Here is a 16,900-nt window from a genome sequence, read left to right as displayed (position 1 = left end):
CCTGTGCGCCCAGCTGCTCAGGGGCACCCGTACCTCTTACGCCCGTAGCCCCAGCCGCTGGAGTTCCGTGCCGGCGAGGGCGTCCAGGACCAGCGGGTCCGCCTCGCGCCAGCCCTTCGCGAGGGAGCCGGGGCCCGGGTCGGGCGGCCCGTCGAGGTCGAGGTCCAGGTCCAGCTCGCAGGGCGGGGACGGCTCGGGGATGTGGGGGAGCGTCGCCGCCGTCGCCGCCAGTTCGTCCAGGGGCCGCAACAGCGCCCTCAGTGCCAGGAGTTCCCGCCCGTCTTCCGTGGCCGCCAGCTCCTGCGCCGCGGCCGCCTGACGGGTCCAGCGCAGGCGGCGCGGCAGCCAGACCGTGAGCATCAGGCCCACCGGGACCACGAAGACCGCCACCGCGCCCAGGATCGCGAACGCCTCCGCCGCCGCCGGGGCCTGTTCGGCCGGCGCCGCGCTCACGATCCGGTCGCTCGCCCGGGCCACGCCCCGCAGCGCGCCGTCCACCGAGCTGCCGAGGAGAGGGAGGCGGGGGCGGTGCGGGGCCGGCCGGGGCACCGGCTGCATCAGCCGGTGCGCGGCCCACGCCGCCGCGGCCCACAGCGCCGTCCACAGCAGGGCGGCGCCGTCGCCGAGGAGTTGCCGCGCGCGGCGGGCGGGGTTGTGTGCGTACCACATGGTCCGATTGGACCGCGGCCGTACGGGGGTGGGGGCGCACCGCGCCGGGGGGCCCTGCGGCGTCCCCGGTTCGGGTCACATCCCGGGCGTGGCGGGACTCACGCCGGGGTGGTACGGAACGGGTGGGGTGCGGGCCGGGTCCTGTCGGTGGTTCTCCGTAGACTGGCTGACGTGAGTGAGCTCCCCCCGCGCGACAGCGACGCATCCGACGGCTTCGACGACATCGTGGACGCCGAGACCGAGCGCGACCCCGATCTTGCGGTGATCGAGGCCGGCAGCCGTACCCTCCGCACGCAGGGGGGTGCTCCGCAGGGGGACGGTGTGCCGGCGCGGCCGCAGGACCCCGAGGTGGCCAAGGCCCTGCGCGACGTCGAGACCGAGCTCGCCGGACGGTGGGGCGAGACGAAGCTGGAGCCGTCCGTCACGCGCATCGCCTCCCTGATGGACGTGCTGGGCGAGCCGCAGCGCGCGTACCCCTCGATCCACATCACGGGGACGAACGGGAAGACGTCCACGGCCCGCATGATCGAGTCGCTGCTCGGCGCCTTCGAGCTGCGGACCGGGCGGTACACCTCGCCCCACGTCCAGTCGATCACCGAGCGCATCAGCCTCGACGGCGCCCCGATCGACTACGAGCGCTTCATCGAGACGTACCGGGACATCGCCCCGTACGTCGAGATGGTCGACCAGAAGGAAGAGTTCCGGCTCTCCTTCTTCGAGGTGCTCACCGGTATGGCCTACGCGGCCTTCGCCGACGCCCCGGTGGACGTCGCCGTGGTCGAGGTCGGCATGGGCGGCACCTGGGACGCCACGAACGTGATCGACGGTTCGGTGGCCGTGGTGACGCCCATCGACCTCGACCACACGGACCGGCTCGGCAACACGCACGGTGAGATCGCCTCGGAGAAGTCCGGGATCATCAAGCAGGGCGCCACGGTGATCATGGCCCAGCAGCCCGTCGACGCCGCGCAGGTCCTCCTGAAGAAGGCCGTCGACGTGGACGCGACGGTGGCCCGCGAAGGTCTTGAGTTCGGCGTCGTCTCCCGTCAGGTCGCCGTCGGCGGACAGCTCCTGACCCTGCGTGGGCTCGGCGGCGAGTACGACCAGATCTTCCTCCCGCTGCACGGCGCCCACCAGGCGCACAACGCGGCGGTCGCGCTGGCCGCCGTCGAGGCCTTCTTCGGCATCGGCGCCCAGCAGGCCCGCCAGCTCGACCTGGACACCGTCCGCCGGGCCTTCGCCGGCGCCACCTCGCCCGGCCGGCTCGAAGTCGTCCGGCGCTCGCCCACCGTGGTGATCGACGCCGCGCACAACCCCGCCGGCGCCCGCGTCACCGCCGAGGCGATCAGCGAGGTCTTCGACTTCAGCCGTCTCGTCGGCGTGGTGGGCGTGAGCGACGGCAAGGACGCGAAGGAGGTCCTGGAGGCCTTCGAGCCGATCTTCGCCGAGGTCGTCATCACGCAGAACTCCAGCCACCGCGCCATGGACGCCGACGAACTGGCCGCCATCGCCGTCGAGGTCTTCGGCGACGAGCGGGTACAGGTCGAGCCGCGCCTCGACGACGCGCTGGAGGCCGCCATCACGCTCGCCGAGGAAGAGGGCGAGTTCGCGGGCGGCGGCGTGCTCGTGACCGGTTCGGTGATCACGGTCGGCGAGGCCCGGCTGCTCCTCGGGAAGGGCTGATCCGTCGTGCGTGTGCTGTGTTCTTCGACCCTGATCGGTGAGTTCTTCGTCATCGGTTTCGCCGGGCTCGTCGCCATGAAGGACGACAGCCTGTCGGGCGGAGCCGTGTGGGGCGTGTGCGGTGTCGCCATGCTGCTGTCGGTGCTGCTGTGCGGCGCCCTCGGGCGGCGCGGCGGGATCGAGCTGGGGTGGGTGCTCCAGGCCGGGCTCGTCGCCAGCGGCTTCGTCGTGCCGATGATGTTCCCGCTCGGGCTCTGCTTCGCGGGCCTGTGGTGGGCGTCGATCCACTTCGGGCGCAAGATCGACGAGGCGAAGGCCAGGTGGGCCGCCCTGGCGGAGGCCGAGGCCGAGGCCGGAGGTAACGCCGCGTAGCCGTGCCCGGTATCGTGCGGGCAGTCCCCGTAGATTTTGGAGCCGCACCATGAGTGAGCGCACTCTTGTCCTTCTCAAGCCCGACGCCGTCCGCCGTGGACTCGTCGGCGAGATCATCGGCCGCATCGAGCGCAAGGCCGGCTGGACGATCAGCGCGCTGGAGCTGCGGAACCTGGACCAGGACACGCTGGAGCAGCACTACGGCGAGCACAAGGGCAAGCCCTTCTACGAGCCGCTGATGGGCTTCATGCAGTCCGGCCCGGTCGTCGCGCTCGTGGTCGAGGGCGAGCGGGTCATCGAGGGCGTGCGCGCGCTCGCCGGTCCGACCGACCCGATCGCCGCCGCGCCCGGCTCCATCCGGGGCGACTTCGGCACCATCGTGCGCGAGAACCTGATCCACGCGTCGGACTCGCAGGAGTCGGCCGACCGCGAGCTGAAGATCTTCTTCCCCGGGCTCGTCTAGTACGTCCCCCCGGGCTCGTCCAGTACCTCCCCCGGGCCCGTCCGGAACGGGGACCCGGCGGGATGATGCCGCCGAACGGGGCGGCCGGAGAAATTCGGCCGCCCCTTGGCATATGCGCCCCCATTGGGGGAACGTGACCCCCCGTCGGCACGTCCCCAATAGCGGGGCGGGGAATCATCTGCTGACAATGGCGAAGACCCTCGCGCCGTGTTCGTGCAGGCGAGACTACGATGTAAGCCTCCACGCCACTCGCACCCACCTCGCCTACCTAACAAGCCATCAAACGCTCCACTTGGGAAGGCCAGACGAATCCTGATGGGGAACTCAATGTCGTTCATCGGCCGTGACATGGCTGTCGACCTCGGGACCGCCAACACGCTGGTGTACGTCAGGGGACGCGGGATCGTACTCAACGAGCCGTCCGTCGTCGCGATCAACACCAACACCGGTGGCATCCTCGCGGTCGGCGCCGAAGCCAAGAAGATGATCGGCCGCACGCCGGGCAACATCGTCGCCGTGCGACCGCTGAAGGACGGCGTGATCGCCGACTTCGAGATCACCGAGCGTATGCTCCGCTACTTCATCCTGAAGATCCACAAGCGGCGCTACCTCGCTCGTCCTCGTGTTGTGGTGTGCGTGCCCTCCGGCATCACCGGTGTCGAGCGTCGCGCGGTCATCGAGGCCTCGTCGCAGGCCGGTGCCCGCCAGGTGCACATCATCGAGGAGCCCATGGCCGCGGCCATCGGCTCCGGCCTCCCGGTCCACGAGGCCACGGGCAACATGGTGGTCGACATCGGCGGCGGCACCACCGAGGTCGCGGTGATCTCGCTCGGCGGAATCGTCACAGCACAGTCCATCCGGGTAGCCGGGGACGAGCTGGACAACGCGATCATCCAGCACATCAAGAAGGAGTACTCGCTGCTTCTTGGTGAGCGGACTGCCGAGCAGATCAAGATCACGATTGGCTCCGCGTACGACCTCGACTCCGACGAACACACCGAAATCCGCGGGCGCGACCTCGTGTCCGGACTTCCGAAGACCGTCGTCATCTCGGCCGCCGAAGTACGCAAGGCGATCGAGGAGCCGGTCAACGCGATCGTCGACGCCGTGAAGACGACGCTCGACAAGTGCCCGCCCGAGCTCTCGGGTGACGTCATGGACCGGGGCATCGTGCTCACCGGCGGCGGCGCCCTGCTGCGCGGCCTCGACGAGCGGCTGCGCCGCGAGACCGGGATGCCGATCCACATCGCCGAGGACCCCCTCGACAGCGTGGCGCTCGGTTCCGGCAAGTGCGTGGAGGAGTTCGAGGCGCTCCAGCAGGTGCTGGACGCCCAGCCCCGCAGATGACCTGACGCGCGACGTCCGCCGTACGAGTGCCTGCCATTTCGTACGGCGGATCGTTGATATAGAGGCTTGAGCACAACAATTCCCCAGAGCCCGCGGATCGCCGACGATCCCCGTGGACCGCTGGGGCTCCAGTGTTTCCGCATGAATCCCGATTGAATCCCGATTGAGGAAGGCACGGCCGCCGCACGTGAGGGACACACGAGAGAGCCGGCTGCTCCTGGTGCTGCTGATCGCCATCGCGTTCGCGTTGATCACGGTGGACATCCGTGGGGGAGAGGCCTCGCCGGTCGAAGGCGCGCGGCGGGCAGCCGCCGCGGTCTTCGGCCCCGTGGAGAAAGGCGTCGCCGGCGCGGTCGACCCGATCGGCAACGCCATAGCTGCAGTCAAGGACTCCGGTACGCGGCACAACCGCGTCAGCGAACTGGAGCACGAGAACGCCGCGTTGAAGGCGAAGCTCGGCAGCGACGACCGCAACCGCAGCAAGGTCCGCCAGCTCGACTCCCTGCTGAAGACGGCCGGCGCCGGCCAGTACGGCATCAAGGGCGCCCAGGTCATCGCCATAGGAGCGGCCCAGGGCTTCTCCTGGACCGTCACCATCGACGCCGGTGCCAACGACGGCATCCAGCGGGACATGACCGTCCTGAACGGCGACGGACTCGTCGGCCGCGTCACGACGGTCGGCCCGAACACGGCGACCGTCCTGCTCGCCAACGACCCCGACTTCACCGTCGGCACCCGCATGGAGCGCACCGACGAGCTCGGCTTCGCCTCCGGCCAGGGCGACCGGCCGCTGCGCGTCCAGCTCCTCAACGGCAAGGCCAAGGTCAGGGCGGGTGACCGTCTGGTCACCTTCGGCTCCCAGGGCGACAAGCCGTTCGTGCCGGGGGTGCCCGTGGGGCGCGTCGTGCGCGTCGACCCGTCCGGCGGCGACCTGACCCGCACGGTCTACGTGCAGCCGTACGTCGGGTTCACCAAGCTCGACATCGTCGGTGTGGTCGTGCAGGCGCCGCGCAACGATCCGCGTGACGACGTGCTGCCGCCCAAGCCGGAGAAGCCCAAGCCGACGCCCACGGTGACCGTGACGGCCACGCCGTCCGACATGCCGACGGGCCCCGCCGGCACACAGCAGTAGGAGCTGGATTTCATGCGCTTCAACCGGTTGCTGCTCTCGACGACCCTCGTGGTCGTCGCCCTGGTCCTCCAGGTGTGTGTACTCGCCCGTCTCCAGTTGCCCGGCGCCGTGCCGGACCTCGTGCTCCTGACCGTCGTCGGCCTCGCCTTCGTGTACGGCCATGTCGGCGGCGCGTTCATCGGGTTCGGCGCGGGCCTGCTGTCCGACCTCGCGCCGCCCGCCGACCACGCCGCGGGCCGCTACGCCCTCGTGCTGTGCGTCGTCGGCTACCTCGTCGGGCTCGCCAAGCCGGACAAGGGCCAGCTCAAGTCCGCCGTGGGCCCGATGGTCGTGGTCGCCGCCGCGGCCGTCGGCTCGACCCTGCTCTACGGGCTCGTGGGCGCCCTCGTCGGCGACACCGCCGCCCGCCATGTGGGCCTCGGCAGCCTGCTGTTCACCGCCGCGCTCTACGATCTGCTGCTGGCGCCGTTCACCGTGCCGCTGATCATCGCCGTCGCCAGACGCGCGGACAACGACCCGCTGGCCGATTCCTCGTCCGGCTCGGGCAAGGCCGCCGACGTCACCGCCGGCTGGCTGTCCTCCGGCACGGGCCTGCGCATCGGCAACCAGCGGGGCGGACTGCGCATGAAGGCCGCCAAGGCGCGCTCCCAGCGGGCCGGCCGCATCAAGGGGGTCAAGCGACTGTGACCGGCGCGCACATGACCGCGTACCCGTACCGCGCGTACACGTACTGGGAGGGGGAGACAGCGTGACCAACATTCCCGAGACCGGGCGGACGCCACGCGTCCAGATCCGGCTCGTCGTCCTCCAGATCCTGGTGCTGTCCCTCCTGCTCACCCTCGGCGGCCGCCTCTGGTTCCTCCAGATCCGCAACGGCGCCGAGTACGCCAAGGAGGCCTCCGGCAACCACGTCCAGCAGGTCGTCACCCCCGCCGTGCGCGGCTCGATCCTGGACGCGCGCGGCGTGCCGATCGCCGACAACGAGACCCGCCTCGTCGTCTCCGCGTCCCGCACCGACCTGATGAAGATGCACGACGACGGCAAGGCCGTACTCGCCAAGCTCGCCGACGTCCTCGGCATGAAGCCCAAGGACATCACCGAGAAGGTCCGGCTCTGCGACGCCAAGACGCCGCAGCCCTGCTGGAACGGTTCGCCCTACCAGCCCATCCCGATCACGGACGAGGCCACACCCAAGCAGGCCCTCCAGATCCGGGAGCGCTCCGAGGACTTCCCCGGCATCACCGCCGAACCCGAGGCCGTCCGCCGCTACGCCGGCCCCGGCGACTCCAACACCGCCCAGGTCCTCGGCTACCTCTCGCCCGTCACCGACGCCGAGATCGAGAAGGCCAAGAACACCTCGTCGCCGTACCTGCGCTCCGACCAGGTCGGCCGCTCGGGCCTCGAGCGCACCTACGACAAGGAGCTGCGCGGCAAGGCCGGCGTCACCCGCTACGAGGTCGACAACCTCGGCCGCGTCATCGGCCGCGCCAAGAGCGACAAGGCAGAGCCCGGCGCCAACGTCGTCACGTCGATCGACGCGCGCGTGCAGGGCGTCGCCGAGTTCGAGCTGAACGAGGCGATGAAGGCCGCCCGATCGCAGTTCGACAAGATCACCGGCGAGAACTACAAAGCCGACTCCGGCGCCGTCATCGTCATGGAGGCCAAGACCGGCCGCATCGTCGCGATGGCGTCCAACCCGACCTACGACCCGAACTCCTGGGTCGGCGGCATCTCCGGCAAGGACTACAAGAAGCTCACCGGCAAGGACTCCGACTACCCGCTGCTCAACAGGGCCATCCAGGGGCAGTCGGCGCCCGGTTCGACGTTCAAGGTGATCTCCACGGCCGCCGCGGTCGAAGCCGGCTACAAGTGGGACGGCGGCTACCCCTGCACCAGCTCCTACTCGGTCGGCGGCCAGGTCTTCAAGAACTTCGAGGGGGAGAGCTTCGGCCCCATCTCGCTCGGCCGCGCCCTTGAGGTCTCCTGCGACACCGTGTTCTACGGCCTCGCCGACCGGGAGTGGAAGAAGGACGGCGGCATCAACCCGAAGGGGCCCACCAAGGACTTCTTCTACAAGGCCGCCCACCAGTTCGGCCTCGGCAAGACCACCGGCATCGACCTTCCCAACGAGGTCAAGGGCCGCGTCCCCGACCGCCAGTGGAAGAAGGCCTTCTGGGAGGCCAACAAGGAAAGCTGGTGCAAGACCGGCAAGAAGGACGGCTCTTACGTCGAGAAGATTGCCTACGAGAACTGCCTCGAAGGCAACAAGATGCGCGAGGGCGACTCGATCAACTACTCCATCGGCCAGGGCGACACCCTCCTCACGCCGATCCAGGAGGCCATGATCTACGGGGCCCTCGCCAACGGCGGCACCGAGTACGTCCCGACCATCGGCAAGGCGGTCATCAGCGCCGACGGCAAGTCGGTCAGGGAGATCAAGCCCCGGGTCAAGGCCAAGCTCCCGATCAGCCAGGCGACCCTCAAGGGCATGGACGACGCCCTCGCCGGCGTCGTCACCCGCGGTACCGCCGCCTGGAAGTTCGGCGGCTGGCCCCAGGACAAGATCCCGTTGCACGCCAAGACCGGTACCGCCGAGGTCTACGGCAAGCAGACCACGTCGTGGCTGGCCACGTACTCCAAGGACTACTCGGTCATCATGACGATCTCCCAGGCCGGTACGGGCTCCGGCGCCTCCGGTGAGGCCGTCCGCAAGATCTACAACGCGATGTACGGCGTCGCCGACGACGGCTCGATCGACAAGAAGAAGGCCCTGCTGCCCACGCCCGAGAAGAACCTCCCGAAGATCCAGCCGGACGGTTCTATCGACGCGCCCACCATCACGCCCTACAAGCCGCCGTCGCCCGATCCGACCGCCCCGCAGCAACTGGCCGCGGTCTTCGGCGCCCCGGTCACCGGAAGGCGGGACTGACGACCATGGCCGGCACCAACAGCTTCTCCGTCTCCGGGTACGGACCCGAGCGCTCCACCCTGTCCCGGCTCATGGCCAGGGACTCCGTGCTGCGCCGCCTCGACTGGCCGATACTGCTGTCCGCGATCGCCCTGTCCCTCATCGGCACGGCGCTCGTCTACTCGGCGACCCGCGGACGCACCGTGCTCAACCACGGCGACCAGTACTACTTCCTCCTCCGCCACCTCATGAACACCGGCATCGGCATGGCCCTGATGATCGGCACGATCTGGCTCGGCCACCGCACCCTGCGCACCGCCGTGCCGATCCTCTACGGCGTCTCGCTGTTCGGCGCGCTGCTGGTGCTCACCCCGCTGGGCGCCACCATCAACGGCAACCGCAACTGGATCGTCCTCGGCGGCGGTTTCTCGCTCCAGCCCTCCGAGTTCCTCAAGGTCACGATCATCCTGGGCATGGCGATGCTGCTCGCCGCCCGCGTCGACGCCGGTGACCGGGTCCACCCCGACCACCGCACCGTCCTGCAGTCCCTCGGCCTCGCCGCCGTACCGATCATGATCGTGCTGCTCATGCCGGACCTCGGCTCCGTCATGGTCATGGTCATGGTCATCCTCGGGGTGCTGCTCGCCTCCGGCGCCTCCAACCGCTGGGTGTTCGGACTCCTCACCCTCGGCACCCTCGGCGCCGTCGCCGTCTGGAAGCTCGGCGTCCTCGACACCTACCAGATCGACCGCTTCGCGGCCTTCGCCAACCCGGCCCTCGACCCGTCCGGCGTCGGCTACAACACCAACCAGGCCCGCATCGCGATCGGCTCCGGCGGCCTCACCGGCGCCGGCCTCTTCCACGGCTCGCAGACCACCGGCCAGTTCGTCCCCGAGCAGCAGACCGACTTCGTCTTCACCGTCGCCGGTGAGGAACTCGGCTTCGCCGGGGCGGGCCTCATACTGCTCCTGCTCGGCGTCGTCCTGTGGCGCGCCTGCCGCATCGCCCGCGAGACGACCGAGCTCTACGGCACGATCGTCGCCGCCGGGATCATCGCCTGGTTCGCCTTCCAGTCCTTCGAGAACATCGGCATGACCCTCGGCATCATGCCGGTGGCCGGACTGCCGCTGCCCTTCGTGTCCTACGGCGGATCATCCATGTTCGCGGTCTGGGTCGCGGTCGGGCTGCTCCAGTCGATTCGGGTGCAAAAGCCCATGTCGGCGTAAGACCGGCCCAAGTGGGGCTGCCCTGAATGCCCGATCGCGACTAGATTCGGGGCATGGCCGAGACGAAGCGCGAGATCGAGCGGAAGTACGAGGCCCCCGAGGCCGGCGAAAGCTTCGTACTGCCCGATCTCAGCAATGTCAGTGGTGTCGAGGCCGTCGTCGACCGAGGTGTCGTCGACCTCGACGCCGTCTACTACGACACCCTCGACCAGCGCCTCGCCGCCGCCTCGATCACCCTGCGCCGCCGCACCGGCGGCGGCGACGAGGGCTGGCACCTCAAACTCCCCGTCTCCCTCGCCGAAGGCGTACGGGACGAGATCCGCGCCCCCCTCTCCGACGACGTACCCCGCGAACTCACCGGCCTCGTCCGCTCCCGGGTGCGCGAGACCGGCCTCGTCCCCCTGATGCGCCTGCGCTCCTCCCGCGACGTCCGCGAGCTCACCGACGCCGACGGCGCCCTGCTCGCCGAGGTCAGCGTCGACGGCGTACGCGCCGAGCGGCTCACCGACGGCGGCGGCAGCGCGGCCTGGACCGAGATCGAGGTCGAACTCGCGGACGACGGCGACCCGGCGTTCCTCGGCAAGGTCGAGAAGAAGCTCCGCAAGGCAGGCGCCAGCCGCTCCGCCGCCCCCTCGAAACTCGCCCGCGCCCTCGACGAGACGGGCACCGCCCTCCGCCCGCCCCAGGCCCCCGGCGACCCCGAGACCCCCGCCGACCACGTCCTCGCCTACATCAGGACCCAGCGCGACGCGATCGTCGAACTCGACCCAGCCGTCCGGCGCGACCTGCCCGACGCCGTCCACCAGATGCGCGTCGCCACCCGCCGGCTGCGCGGCGCCCTGCGCTCGTACCGCAAGATCCTCGACCGCGCCGTCACCCGCCCCATCGGCGTCGAGCTGAAATGGCTCGCCGCCGAGCTGGGCGTCGACCGGGACCAGGAAGTCCTCACCGAGCGGCTGACCGCCGACCTCGACGCCCTGCCCCGCGAGCTGTCCACCGGCCCCGTCCACACCCGCCTGCGCACCTGGTCGCGGGCCCGCCGCTCCGGATCCCGCCGCCACCTGATCGCCGTACTCGACGGCAGGCGGTATCTCACGCTCCTCGGCACCCTCGACGCCCTCGTCGAGGCGCCCCCGCTCCGCAAGAAGCAGCCGGAGAAGGCCCTGACGAAGGCCGTCCGGCACGACTACCGGCGGCTCGCCGAGCACGTCGAGGAAGCCCTGGCCAAGGATCCCGGCACCGACCGCGACGTCTCCCTCCACGAGGCCCGCAAGGCCGCCAAACGCGCCCGGTACGCGGCCGAGCTCGCCGTCCCCGCCCTCGGCGACCCGGCCAAGGCCGTCGCCAAGCACGCGAAAGCGCTCCAGACCCTGCTCGGCGAGCACCAGGACAGCGTGATGGCCCGCGAGGCCCTGCACGACCTCGCGGCGCAGGCGTACGAGGCGGGCGAGAGCGCCTTCACGTACGGACTCCTGTACGGGCGCGAGGAGGCCCGCGCGACGGCCGCCGAGGACGAGCTTCCCCCGCTCTGGGCGAAGGCTGTCTCCTGGTCGCGTTACGCTTGACAGTCACCCGCCCCCAGTCATCGACCGGGGGTGCCCCCAGTCAGCTCACGAAGGTCCCGGGTATGCCTGCCGAAGCCGCAGAGTCGGTTTTCCCACAGCTCGAAGCTTTGCTCCCGCATGTGCAGAAGCCGATCCAGTACGTCGGCGGCGAGCTCAACTCCACGGTCAAGCCGTGGGAGAGCTGCGACGTCCGCTGGGCGCTCATGTACCCGGACGCCTACGAGGTCGGGCTGCCCAACCAGGGCGTCATGATCCTCTACGAGGTGCTGAACGAGCGCGAGGGCGTCCTCGCCGAGCGCACGTACAGCGTCTGGCCGGACATGGAAGCGCTCATGCGCGAGCACCAGGTGCCGCAGTTCACCGTGGACTCGCACCGCCCGCTCAAGGCCTTCGACGTGTTCGGGCTCTCCTTCTCCACCGAGCTCGGCTACACGAACATGCTGACGGCGCTCGACCTCGCCGGCATCCCGCTCGCGGCCAAGGACCGGGGGATCGACGACCCGATCGTCCTCGCCGGCGGTCACGCGGCGTTCAACCCCGAGCCGATCGCCGAGTTCATCGACTGCGCCGTCATCGGTGACGGCGAGCAGGCCGTCCTCGACATGACGGAGATCATCCGCGCGTGGAAGGCCGAGGGACGCCCCGGCGGCCGCGAGGAGGTCCTGTTCCGCCTCGCCAGGACGGGCGGGGTGTACGTCCCCGGGTTCTACGACGTCGAGTACCTGCCGGACGGCCGGATCGGCCGCGTCGTGCCGAACAAGTCGGGCGTGCCGTGGCGCGTGTCCAAGCACACCGTCATGGACCTCGACGAGTGGCCGTACCCGAAGCAGCCCCTCGTGCCCCTCGCCGAGACTGTCCACGAGCGGATGTCCGTCGAGATCTTCCGCGGCTGCACCCGCGGCTGCCGTTTCTGCCAGGCCGGCATGATCACGCGCCCCGTGCGGGAGCGAAGCATCACCGGCATCGGCGAGATGGTCGAGAAGGGCCTCAAGGCCACCGGCTTCGAAGAAGTCGGCCTGCTCTCCCTCTCCTCCGCGGACCACACCGAGATCGGTGACATCGCGAAGGGTCTGGCCGACCGCTACGAGGAAGACAAGATCGGCCTCTCGCTTCCCTCGACCCGCGTCGACGCGTTCAACGTCGACCTGGCGAACGAGCTCACGCGCAACGGCCGCCGCTCCGGCCTCACCTTCGCCCCCGAGGGCGGCTCCGAGCGGATGCGCAAGGTCATCAACAAGATGGTCTCGGAAGAGGACCTCATCCGGACCGTCGCGACGGCGTACGGGAACGGCTGGCGCCAGGTGAAGCTGTACTTCATGTGCGGCCTGCCCACCGAGACCGACGACGACGTCCTCCAGATCGCCGACATGGCGATGAACGTGATCCAGAAGGGCCGCGAGGTCTCCGGCCAGAACGACATCCGCTGCACGGTGTCGATCGGCGGCTTCGTCCCCAAGCCCCACACCCCGTTCCAGTGGGCCCCGCAGCTCTCGGCCACTGAGACGGACGCCCGCCTGGAGAAGCTCCGGGACAAGATCCGCGGCGACAAGAAGTACGGCCGCTCGATCGGCTTCCGCTACCACGACGGCAAGCCCGGCATCGTCGAAGGCCTCCTCTCCCGAGGCGACCGCCGCATCGGCTCCGTCATCCGCGCGGTCTACGAGGACGGCGGCCGCTTCGACGGCTGGCGCGAGCACTTCTCGTACGACCGCTGGATGCAGTGCGCCGAGAAGACGCTCCCCGACTTCGGCGTCGACGTCGACTGGTACACGACGCGCGAGCGCACCTACGAGGAGGTCCTCCCCTGGGACCACCTGGACTCGGGCCTCGACAAGGACTGGCTCTGGGAGGACTGGCAGGACTCCCTCGACGAGACCGAGGTCGACGACTGCCGCTGGACGCCTTGCTTCGACTGCGGTGTGTGCCCGGCGATGCAGACCGAGATCCAGGTCGGCCCGACAGGCAAGAAGCTGCTGCCGCTGACGGTGAAGAACGCGGGCCCGACGCCGGCTGCCAGCGGCCACACGCACTGACGCCGTCCGGCATCGATGACGAACTCGTCCCGCAGCTCACACTCCGTCGTCCTCGGCATGATCATGTCGGTCGCCGGCCTCGTCGGGGCGGTGCGCTCCGCGATGGACGGTGAGGGGATCTGGAGGGTGCTCGGCGCGTTCGGCCTGGGTGTCCTCGGACTGGTCATCGTCGTGAGCTATTTCGTGGGCCAGACGGACCGTAGGTAGCGCGACAGCGTAGGACGAGGGGCCGGAACACCGTGATGGTGTTCCGGCCCCTCGTTTCATGTCACGCCGTGATCGGCTTGTCGTTCACGCGTACGTGGTCGATCGCCCAGTACCAGTTGTTGCCCGCGTCGTACATGCGGAACTTGAGGGTGACCGTCCTGGCGTTCGCGGGGACCTGGAGTTCGCGGGTCACCGTCGTGTTCTCGGCGTCGTGGCCCGCGTTGTCGTTGCCCGTCGCGTCGGAGCTGTAGAAGAGGAGGCGGGTCTCCTCGCCCGTGTCGAAGACGGCCGAGGCCATGGCCTTCTGCGGGGCCTCCTGGCGGTAGTGGGAGTCGAAGGCGACGTACAGCTTCGAAGTGTTGGCCGGGATGGCGACCTCGGGGGAAGACAGCGTCGAGTCGAACTTGCCCTTCGACGACGGCGAGCCCGTGTCGTCCCAGTCGTCCGGGTCGGCCACCGCGACGATGCCGAGCCCGCGCGTGAAGTTGCCGCGGTCCTGGGCCCCCGTGGACCAGGCCCGCTTCGTGTGGAACGTCCAGCCCTGGAGGCGGACAGTGCCCTGCGGCATCCCGGGCGCGTTCACCACGGACCAGCCCTTCGGGGCCGTCGCCGTCCAGCCGAGTATGCCCGCGACCGGCTGCAGCGCGTCCGCCACCGACTCGAAGTCCTCGCCCAGCAGGTTGCCCGCCATGGAGGGCGCCGTGCGGGCCGAGATCTCGCCGTCGGCCAGGACGAAACGCTCGCCCGAGCGCGCGCGGGCGGTGACGAGGAGGCGGTGCGCGGCCGTGCCCGAGAGTCCGTCCGGCACCTGCACCTCCCACTCGGCGGTCGCCGACGCACCCGCCGCGAGCGAGGCCGGCGGCGCCGAGATCTCCTTCAACGCCCACCCCTCGGGCACCACCGGGTATACCTCGATCGAGGACACGGCGGCCGTCGCGTCGAACCGGGCCCGGACGCGCGCCCCCTTGCCCGGGACCAGGATCGGCTCGTCGATCGTGGCGGACGCGGCCTGGAGGGAGACCGTCACACCGAGCGCGTCGGGCAGGCCCATGGCCGGGTCGGTGACGCCTTCCAGGCTCCCCGGGACCCGGCCCGCGTACCGGCGCAGGAAGCCGGGTTCGTCCTGGACGGTGACCGCCAGGTCGTACCAGCCCTCGGCCGGGATCTCGGCCCGGAGGTTGCGGCTCGCGCCCGCCGCGACGCGGAACTCGCGGGTGCCGCCGCCGTACGCGAGGTCGCCGACGAGGAACGTGCGGGCGGTCCGGGCACCGTTGCTCAGCTCGACATTGGCGGCGCGCCCGTCGTCGGAGAGGTCGAGGTGCGCCTCGTACGTGCCGGCCGCGTCGCCGCGCAGGTGCCACAGGGCGCCGTTCGGGCCGTGGACGCGCAGGTCGTAGCCGTTGTCGCCCGCGGTCCACACGTCGGTGGCGTCGGCCTTCGGGCTCAGCGTGTGGTGCCGGGGCGCGCTGCCGGGCTCCGGGTACACGGCGAGGACGGCGCCCTGACCGCCGTGGTTCGCGAGGTCGAGCGTGACCTTGCCGCCGCGCACGCGCGGCTTGACGCGCAGGTCGTACGGGGTGGGGCGGGCGGTGCGGCTGCCGCGCTGCTGCACGGGCAGGAGCTGCGGGTTCGGCACGGTGGGCGCGGGCAGCTTGCCGGTGTCGGTGACCTTCTGGCGGTTGCCGCCGGTGTCGGGCAGCTGGGGCCACGACGGGTTCTTGCCGGAGAAGTCGAACACGTCGGTCAGGTCGCCGGTGATCTCGCGTCGCCATGCGCTGATGTTGGGCTCGCGCACCCCGAAGCGCTTCTCCAGGAACTGGATGACGGAGGTGTGGTCGTACACCGTCGACGCCACCGCGCCGCCACGCGTCCAGGGCGACACGACGACCATCGGTACGCGTATACCGAGGCCGAGCGGGAACGGCCCCGCCGCCTTCGTCTCGCCGTCTGGCAGTGAATCCGCCCAGGTCAGCGACCCGTCCGCGGCCTTCACGCGGTACTGGCCACGCTGGTTGACCGGCCGGTAGAACGACGAGGAGCCCTTGCTGACCCGGACCACGACCTCGCCGTCCGGCGTCACCGTCGACGTGCCGCGCCCCTCGGCGACCGGCGGGACGGGCGCCACCAGGTGGTCGTAGAAACCGCCGTGCTCGTCGTAGTTGAGGATGAACGCCGTCTTGGCGAAGACCTCGGGGTTGTCGGCGAGCGCGGACAGCAGGCGCGCCGTCAGATCCTCGCCGTGCGGGGGCGCGTAGCTCGCGTGCTCGGACAGCGCGGCCGGCGCGATCAGCCACGACACCTGCGGCAGCGCGTCGTTCTTCACGTCCGTGGCGAACTCCTCGACGAGCGCGTCCCCCATCGCCCACGGGTCGCCCTGCTGCGCCGGGTTCCCCGCCCGCTTCATGCCGCGCTCGTACAGCGGCTCACCCGGCTTCGCGGCGCGGAACGTGTTGAACCAGGCGAGCGCGTTGTCGTCGAAGTTCTCCTGCGCCTGGTACGTCTTCCAGGAGATCCCGGCGGCTTCGAGGCGCTCCGCGTACGTCGTCCACTCGAAGCCGGGCTCGCTGTTGTCGACGACGGCGATGTCGCGCACCGTGCCGCCGCTGGTGCCGGACATGAGGTGCTCGCGGTTGGGGTTGGTGCTGGTCTCGACCGAGCAGTAGTAGTGGTCGCAGACGGTGAACACCGAGGCCAGCGCGTTGTAGAACGGCATGTCGGCGGGCGCGTAGTAGCCCTGGCCCAGCCAGCCGCTGCCGCGCCGGGTGACATAGCCGTCGGCCATCCCGTCGTTACGGGCGTTCATCGAGTCGCCGAACCCGAAGGCGGCGGCGCCCTGCCGGTACGCGCTGGTGTGCGCGGCGTTCATCGCGAACGGCGCGAGCCAGCCCTCGGGGCGCGACGGGTCGGGCTGGTGGAAGACCGGCTTGCCGTTGACGCCACGCACGGCGGCGCGGTCACCGAAGCCGCGCACGCCCTGCATCGTGCCGAAGTAGTGGTCGAAGGACCGGTTCTCCTGCGTGAACACGACGACGTGCTGGATGTCTTCGAGGGTGCCGGGCCTGCCGGGTGCGGCGAGTGCGGTGCGCAGGCTGAGCGGCAGCGCGGCGAGTACGCCGGCGGCCGCGGCGCCGCCGATCAGGGTGCGTCGGGAGACTGCGGGTCTCGGCTCGGTGCTGTGCGAGCCGGTGCTCGTGCTCATCGGGGGTGTCCTCCAACGTCCGTCCACACGGGGCCTGTTTGGCCCAGACCCGTTATGAGTACGAGACAGAAGTGGCCGTGGCCAGAGGGATGCATG

13 protein-coding genes are annotated in these 16,900 nt (G+C 70.3%); 11 read left to right on the top strand and 2 right to left on the bottom strand.

The annotated features are described in order from the left end of the window. Nucleotides 1-36: 36 nt before the first annotated feature. Nucleotides 37-669, bottom strand: a complete 633-nt coding sequence (locus ABZ893_RS32830) for a hypothetical protein (RefSeq protein WP_361411361.1) — start codon at nt 667-669, stop codon at nt 37-39. A gap of 171 nt (nt 670-840) precedes the next feature. Between ABZ893_RS32830 and ABZ893_RS32825 the strand changes: the two genes are divergently transcribed. The 11 genes from ABZ893_RS32825 (at nt 841) to ABZ893_RS32775 (ending at nt 13,605) form a co-directional block, all read left to right on the top strand. After that, nucleotides 841-2,352: a folylpolyglutamate synthase/dihydrofolate synthase family protein gene (locus ABZ893_RS32825; RefSeq protein WP_361411359.1), complete on the top strand. Its 1,512-nt coding sequence runs from the start codon at nt 841-843 to the stop codon at nt 2,350-2,352. 6 nt (nt 2,353-2,358) lie between these two features. Beyond that, the gene (locus ABZ893_RS32820) at nt 2,359-2,724 is read left to right on the top strand and encodes a DUF4233 domain-containing protein (RefSeq protein ID WP_361411357.1); all 366 of its coding nucleotides are present in this window, start codon (nt 2,359-2,361) and stop codon (nt 2,722-2,724) included. A gap of 49 nt (nt 2,725-2,773) precedes the next feature. Further along, on the top strand, nt 2,774-3,187 hold the full coding sequence (gene ndk, locus ABZ893_RS32815; protein WP_361411355.1) for a nucleoside-diphosphate kinase: 414 nt from the start codon (nt 2,774-2,776) through the stop codon (nt 3,185-3,187). Between the two features lie 327 nt (nt 3,188-3,514). Further along, nucleotides 3,515-4,534 carry a rod shape-determining protein gene (locus ABZ893_RS32810; protein WP_059131610.1) on the top strand — a complete coding sequence of 340 codons (1,020 nt, stop codon included), beginning with the start codon at nt 3,515-3,517 and terminating at the stop codon, nt 4,532-4,534. A 187-nt stretch (nt 4,535-4,721) separates the two neighbouring features. Then, nucleotides 4,722-5,666 carry a rod shape-determining protein MreC gene (gene mreC / locus ABZ893_RS32805; RefSeq protein ID WP_361411352.1) on the top strand — a complete coding sequence of 315 codons (945 nt, stop codon included), beginning with the start codon at nt 4,722-4,724 and terminating at the stop codon, nt 5,664-5,666. 12 nt (nt 5,667-5,678) lie between these two features. Then, nucleotides 5,679-6,353: a rod shape-determining protein MreD gene (gene mreD / locus ABZ893_RS32800; RefSeq protein ID WP_361411350.1), complete on the top strand. Its 675-nt coding sequence runs from the start codon at nt 5,679-5,681 to the stop codon at nt 6,351-6,353. Between the two features lie 61 nt (nt 6,354-6,414). Beyond that, nucleotides 6,415-8,595, top strand: coding sequence for a penicillin-binding protein 2 (mrdA, locus tag ABZ893_RS32795; protein WP_361411348.1), 2,181 nt, complete (start codon nt 6,415-6,417; stop codon nt 8,593-8,595). A 5-nt stretch (nt 8,596-8,600) separates the two neighbouring features. Continuing rightward, a complete protein-coding gene (gene rodA, locus ABZ893_RS32790) occupies nt 8,601-9,800 on the top strand; it encodes a rod shape-determining protein RodA (protein WP_361411346.1) in 1,200 nt (399 codons plus the stop codon). Between the two features lie 53 nt (nt 9,801-9,853). Further along, on the top strand, nt 9,854-11,365 hold the full coding sequence (locus tag ABZ893_RS32785; RefSeq protein WP_361411344.1) for a CYTH and CHAD domain-containing protein: 1,512 nt from the start codon (nt 9,854-9,856) through the stop codon (nt 11,363-11,365). 62 nt (nt 11,366-11,427) lie between these two features. After that, complete coding sequence (locus ABZ893_RS32780; RefSeq protein ID WP_361411342.1) at nt 11,428-13,398, top strand: TIGR03960 family B12-binding radical SAM protein; 1,971 nt, start codon at nt 11,428-11,430, stop codon at nt 13,396-13,398. Between the two features lie 15 nt (nt 13,399-13,413). Continuing rightward, nucleotides 13,414-13,605 carry a hypothetical protein gene (locus tag ABZ893_RS32775; RefSeq protein ID WP_361411340.1) on the top strand — a complete coding sequence of 64 codons (192 nt, stop codon included), beginning with the start codon at nt 13,414-13,416 and terminating at the stop codon, nt 13,603-13,605. Nucleotides 13,606-13,666: 61 nt separating this feature from the next. Here the strand turns inward: ABZ893_RS32775 and ABZ893_RS32770 are convergent, their stop codons facing one another. Then, entirely contained in the window at nt 13,667-16,804 is a 3,138-nt protein-coding gene (locus ABZ893_RS32770; protein WP_361411338.1) for a phosphocholine-specific phospholipase C, read from the bottom strand. Nucleotides 16,805-16,900 lie beyond the last annotated feature (96 nt).

The sequence above is a fragment of the Streptomyces sp. NPDC046821 genome, from assembly GCF_040645335.1.
Taxonomy (GTDB): domain Bacteria; phylum Actinomycetota; class Actinomycetes; order Streptomycetales; family Streptomycetaceae; genus Streptomyces.
Note: the sequence above shows the minus strand (reverse complement) of the source record. Positions and strands in the feature narration are given on the sequence as shown.

Excerpts from the sequence above, each read along its gene's own strand:
- ABZ893_RS32830 (WP_361411361.1), bottom strand. The coding sequence starts at position 669 with ATGTGGTACGCACACAACCCCGCCCGCCGCGCGCGGCAACTCCTCGGC.
- ndk (WP_361411355.1), top strand. The coding sequence starts at position 2,774 with ATGAGTGAGCGCACTCTTGTCCTTCTCAAGCCCGACGCCGTCCGCCGT.
- ABZ893_RS32810 (WP_059131610.1), top strand. The coding sequence starts at position 3,515 with ATGTCGTTCATCGGCCGTGACATGGCTGTCGACCTCGGGACCGCCAAC.
- mreD (WP_361411350.1), top strand. The coding sequence starts at position 5,679 with ATGCGCTTCAACCGGTTGCTGCTCTCGACGACCCTCGTGGTCGTCGCC.
- rodA (WP_361411346.1), top strand. The coding sequence starts at position 8,601 with ATGGCCGGCACCAACAGCTTCTCCGTCTCCGGGTACGGACCCGAGCGC.
- ABZ893_RS32785 (WP_361411344.1), top strand. The coding sequence starts at position 9,854 with ATGGCCGAGACGAAGCGCGAGATCGAGCGGAAGTACGAGGCCCCCGAG.
- ABZ893_RS32780 (WP_361411342.1), top strand. The coding sequence starts at position 11,428 with ATGCCTGCCGAAGCCGCAGAGTCGGTTTTCCCACAGCTCGAAGCTTTG.
- ABZ893_RS32775 (WP_361411340.1), top strand. The coding sequence starts at position 13,414 with ATGACGAACTCGTCCCGCAGCTCACACTCCGTCGTCCTCGGCATGATC.
- ABZ893_RS32770 (WP_361411338.1), bottom strand. The coding sequence starts at position 16,804 with ATGAGCACGAGCACCGGCTCGCACAGCACCGAGCCGAGACCCGCAGTC.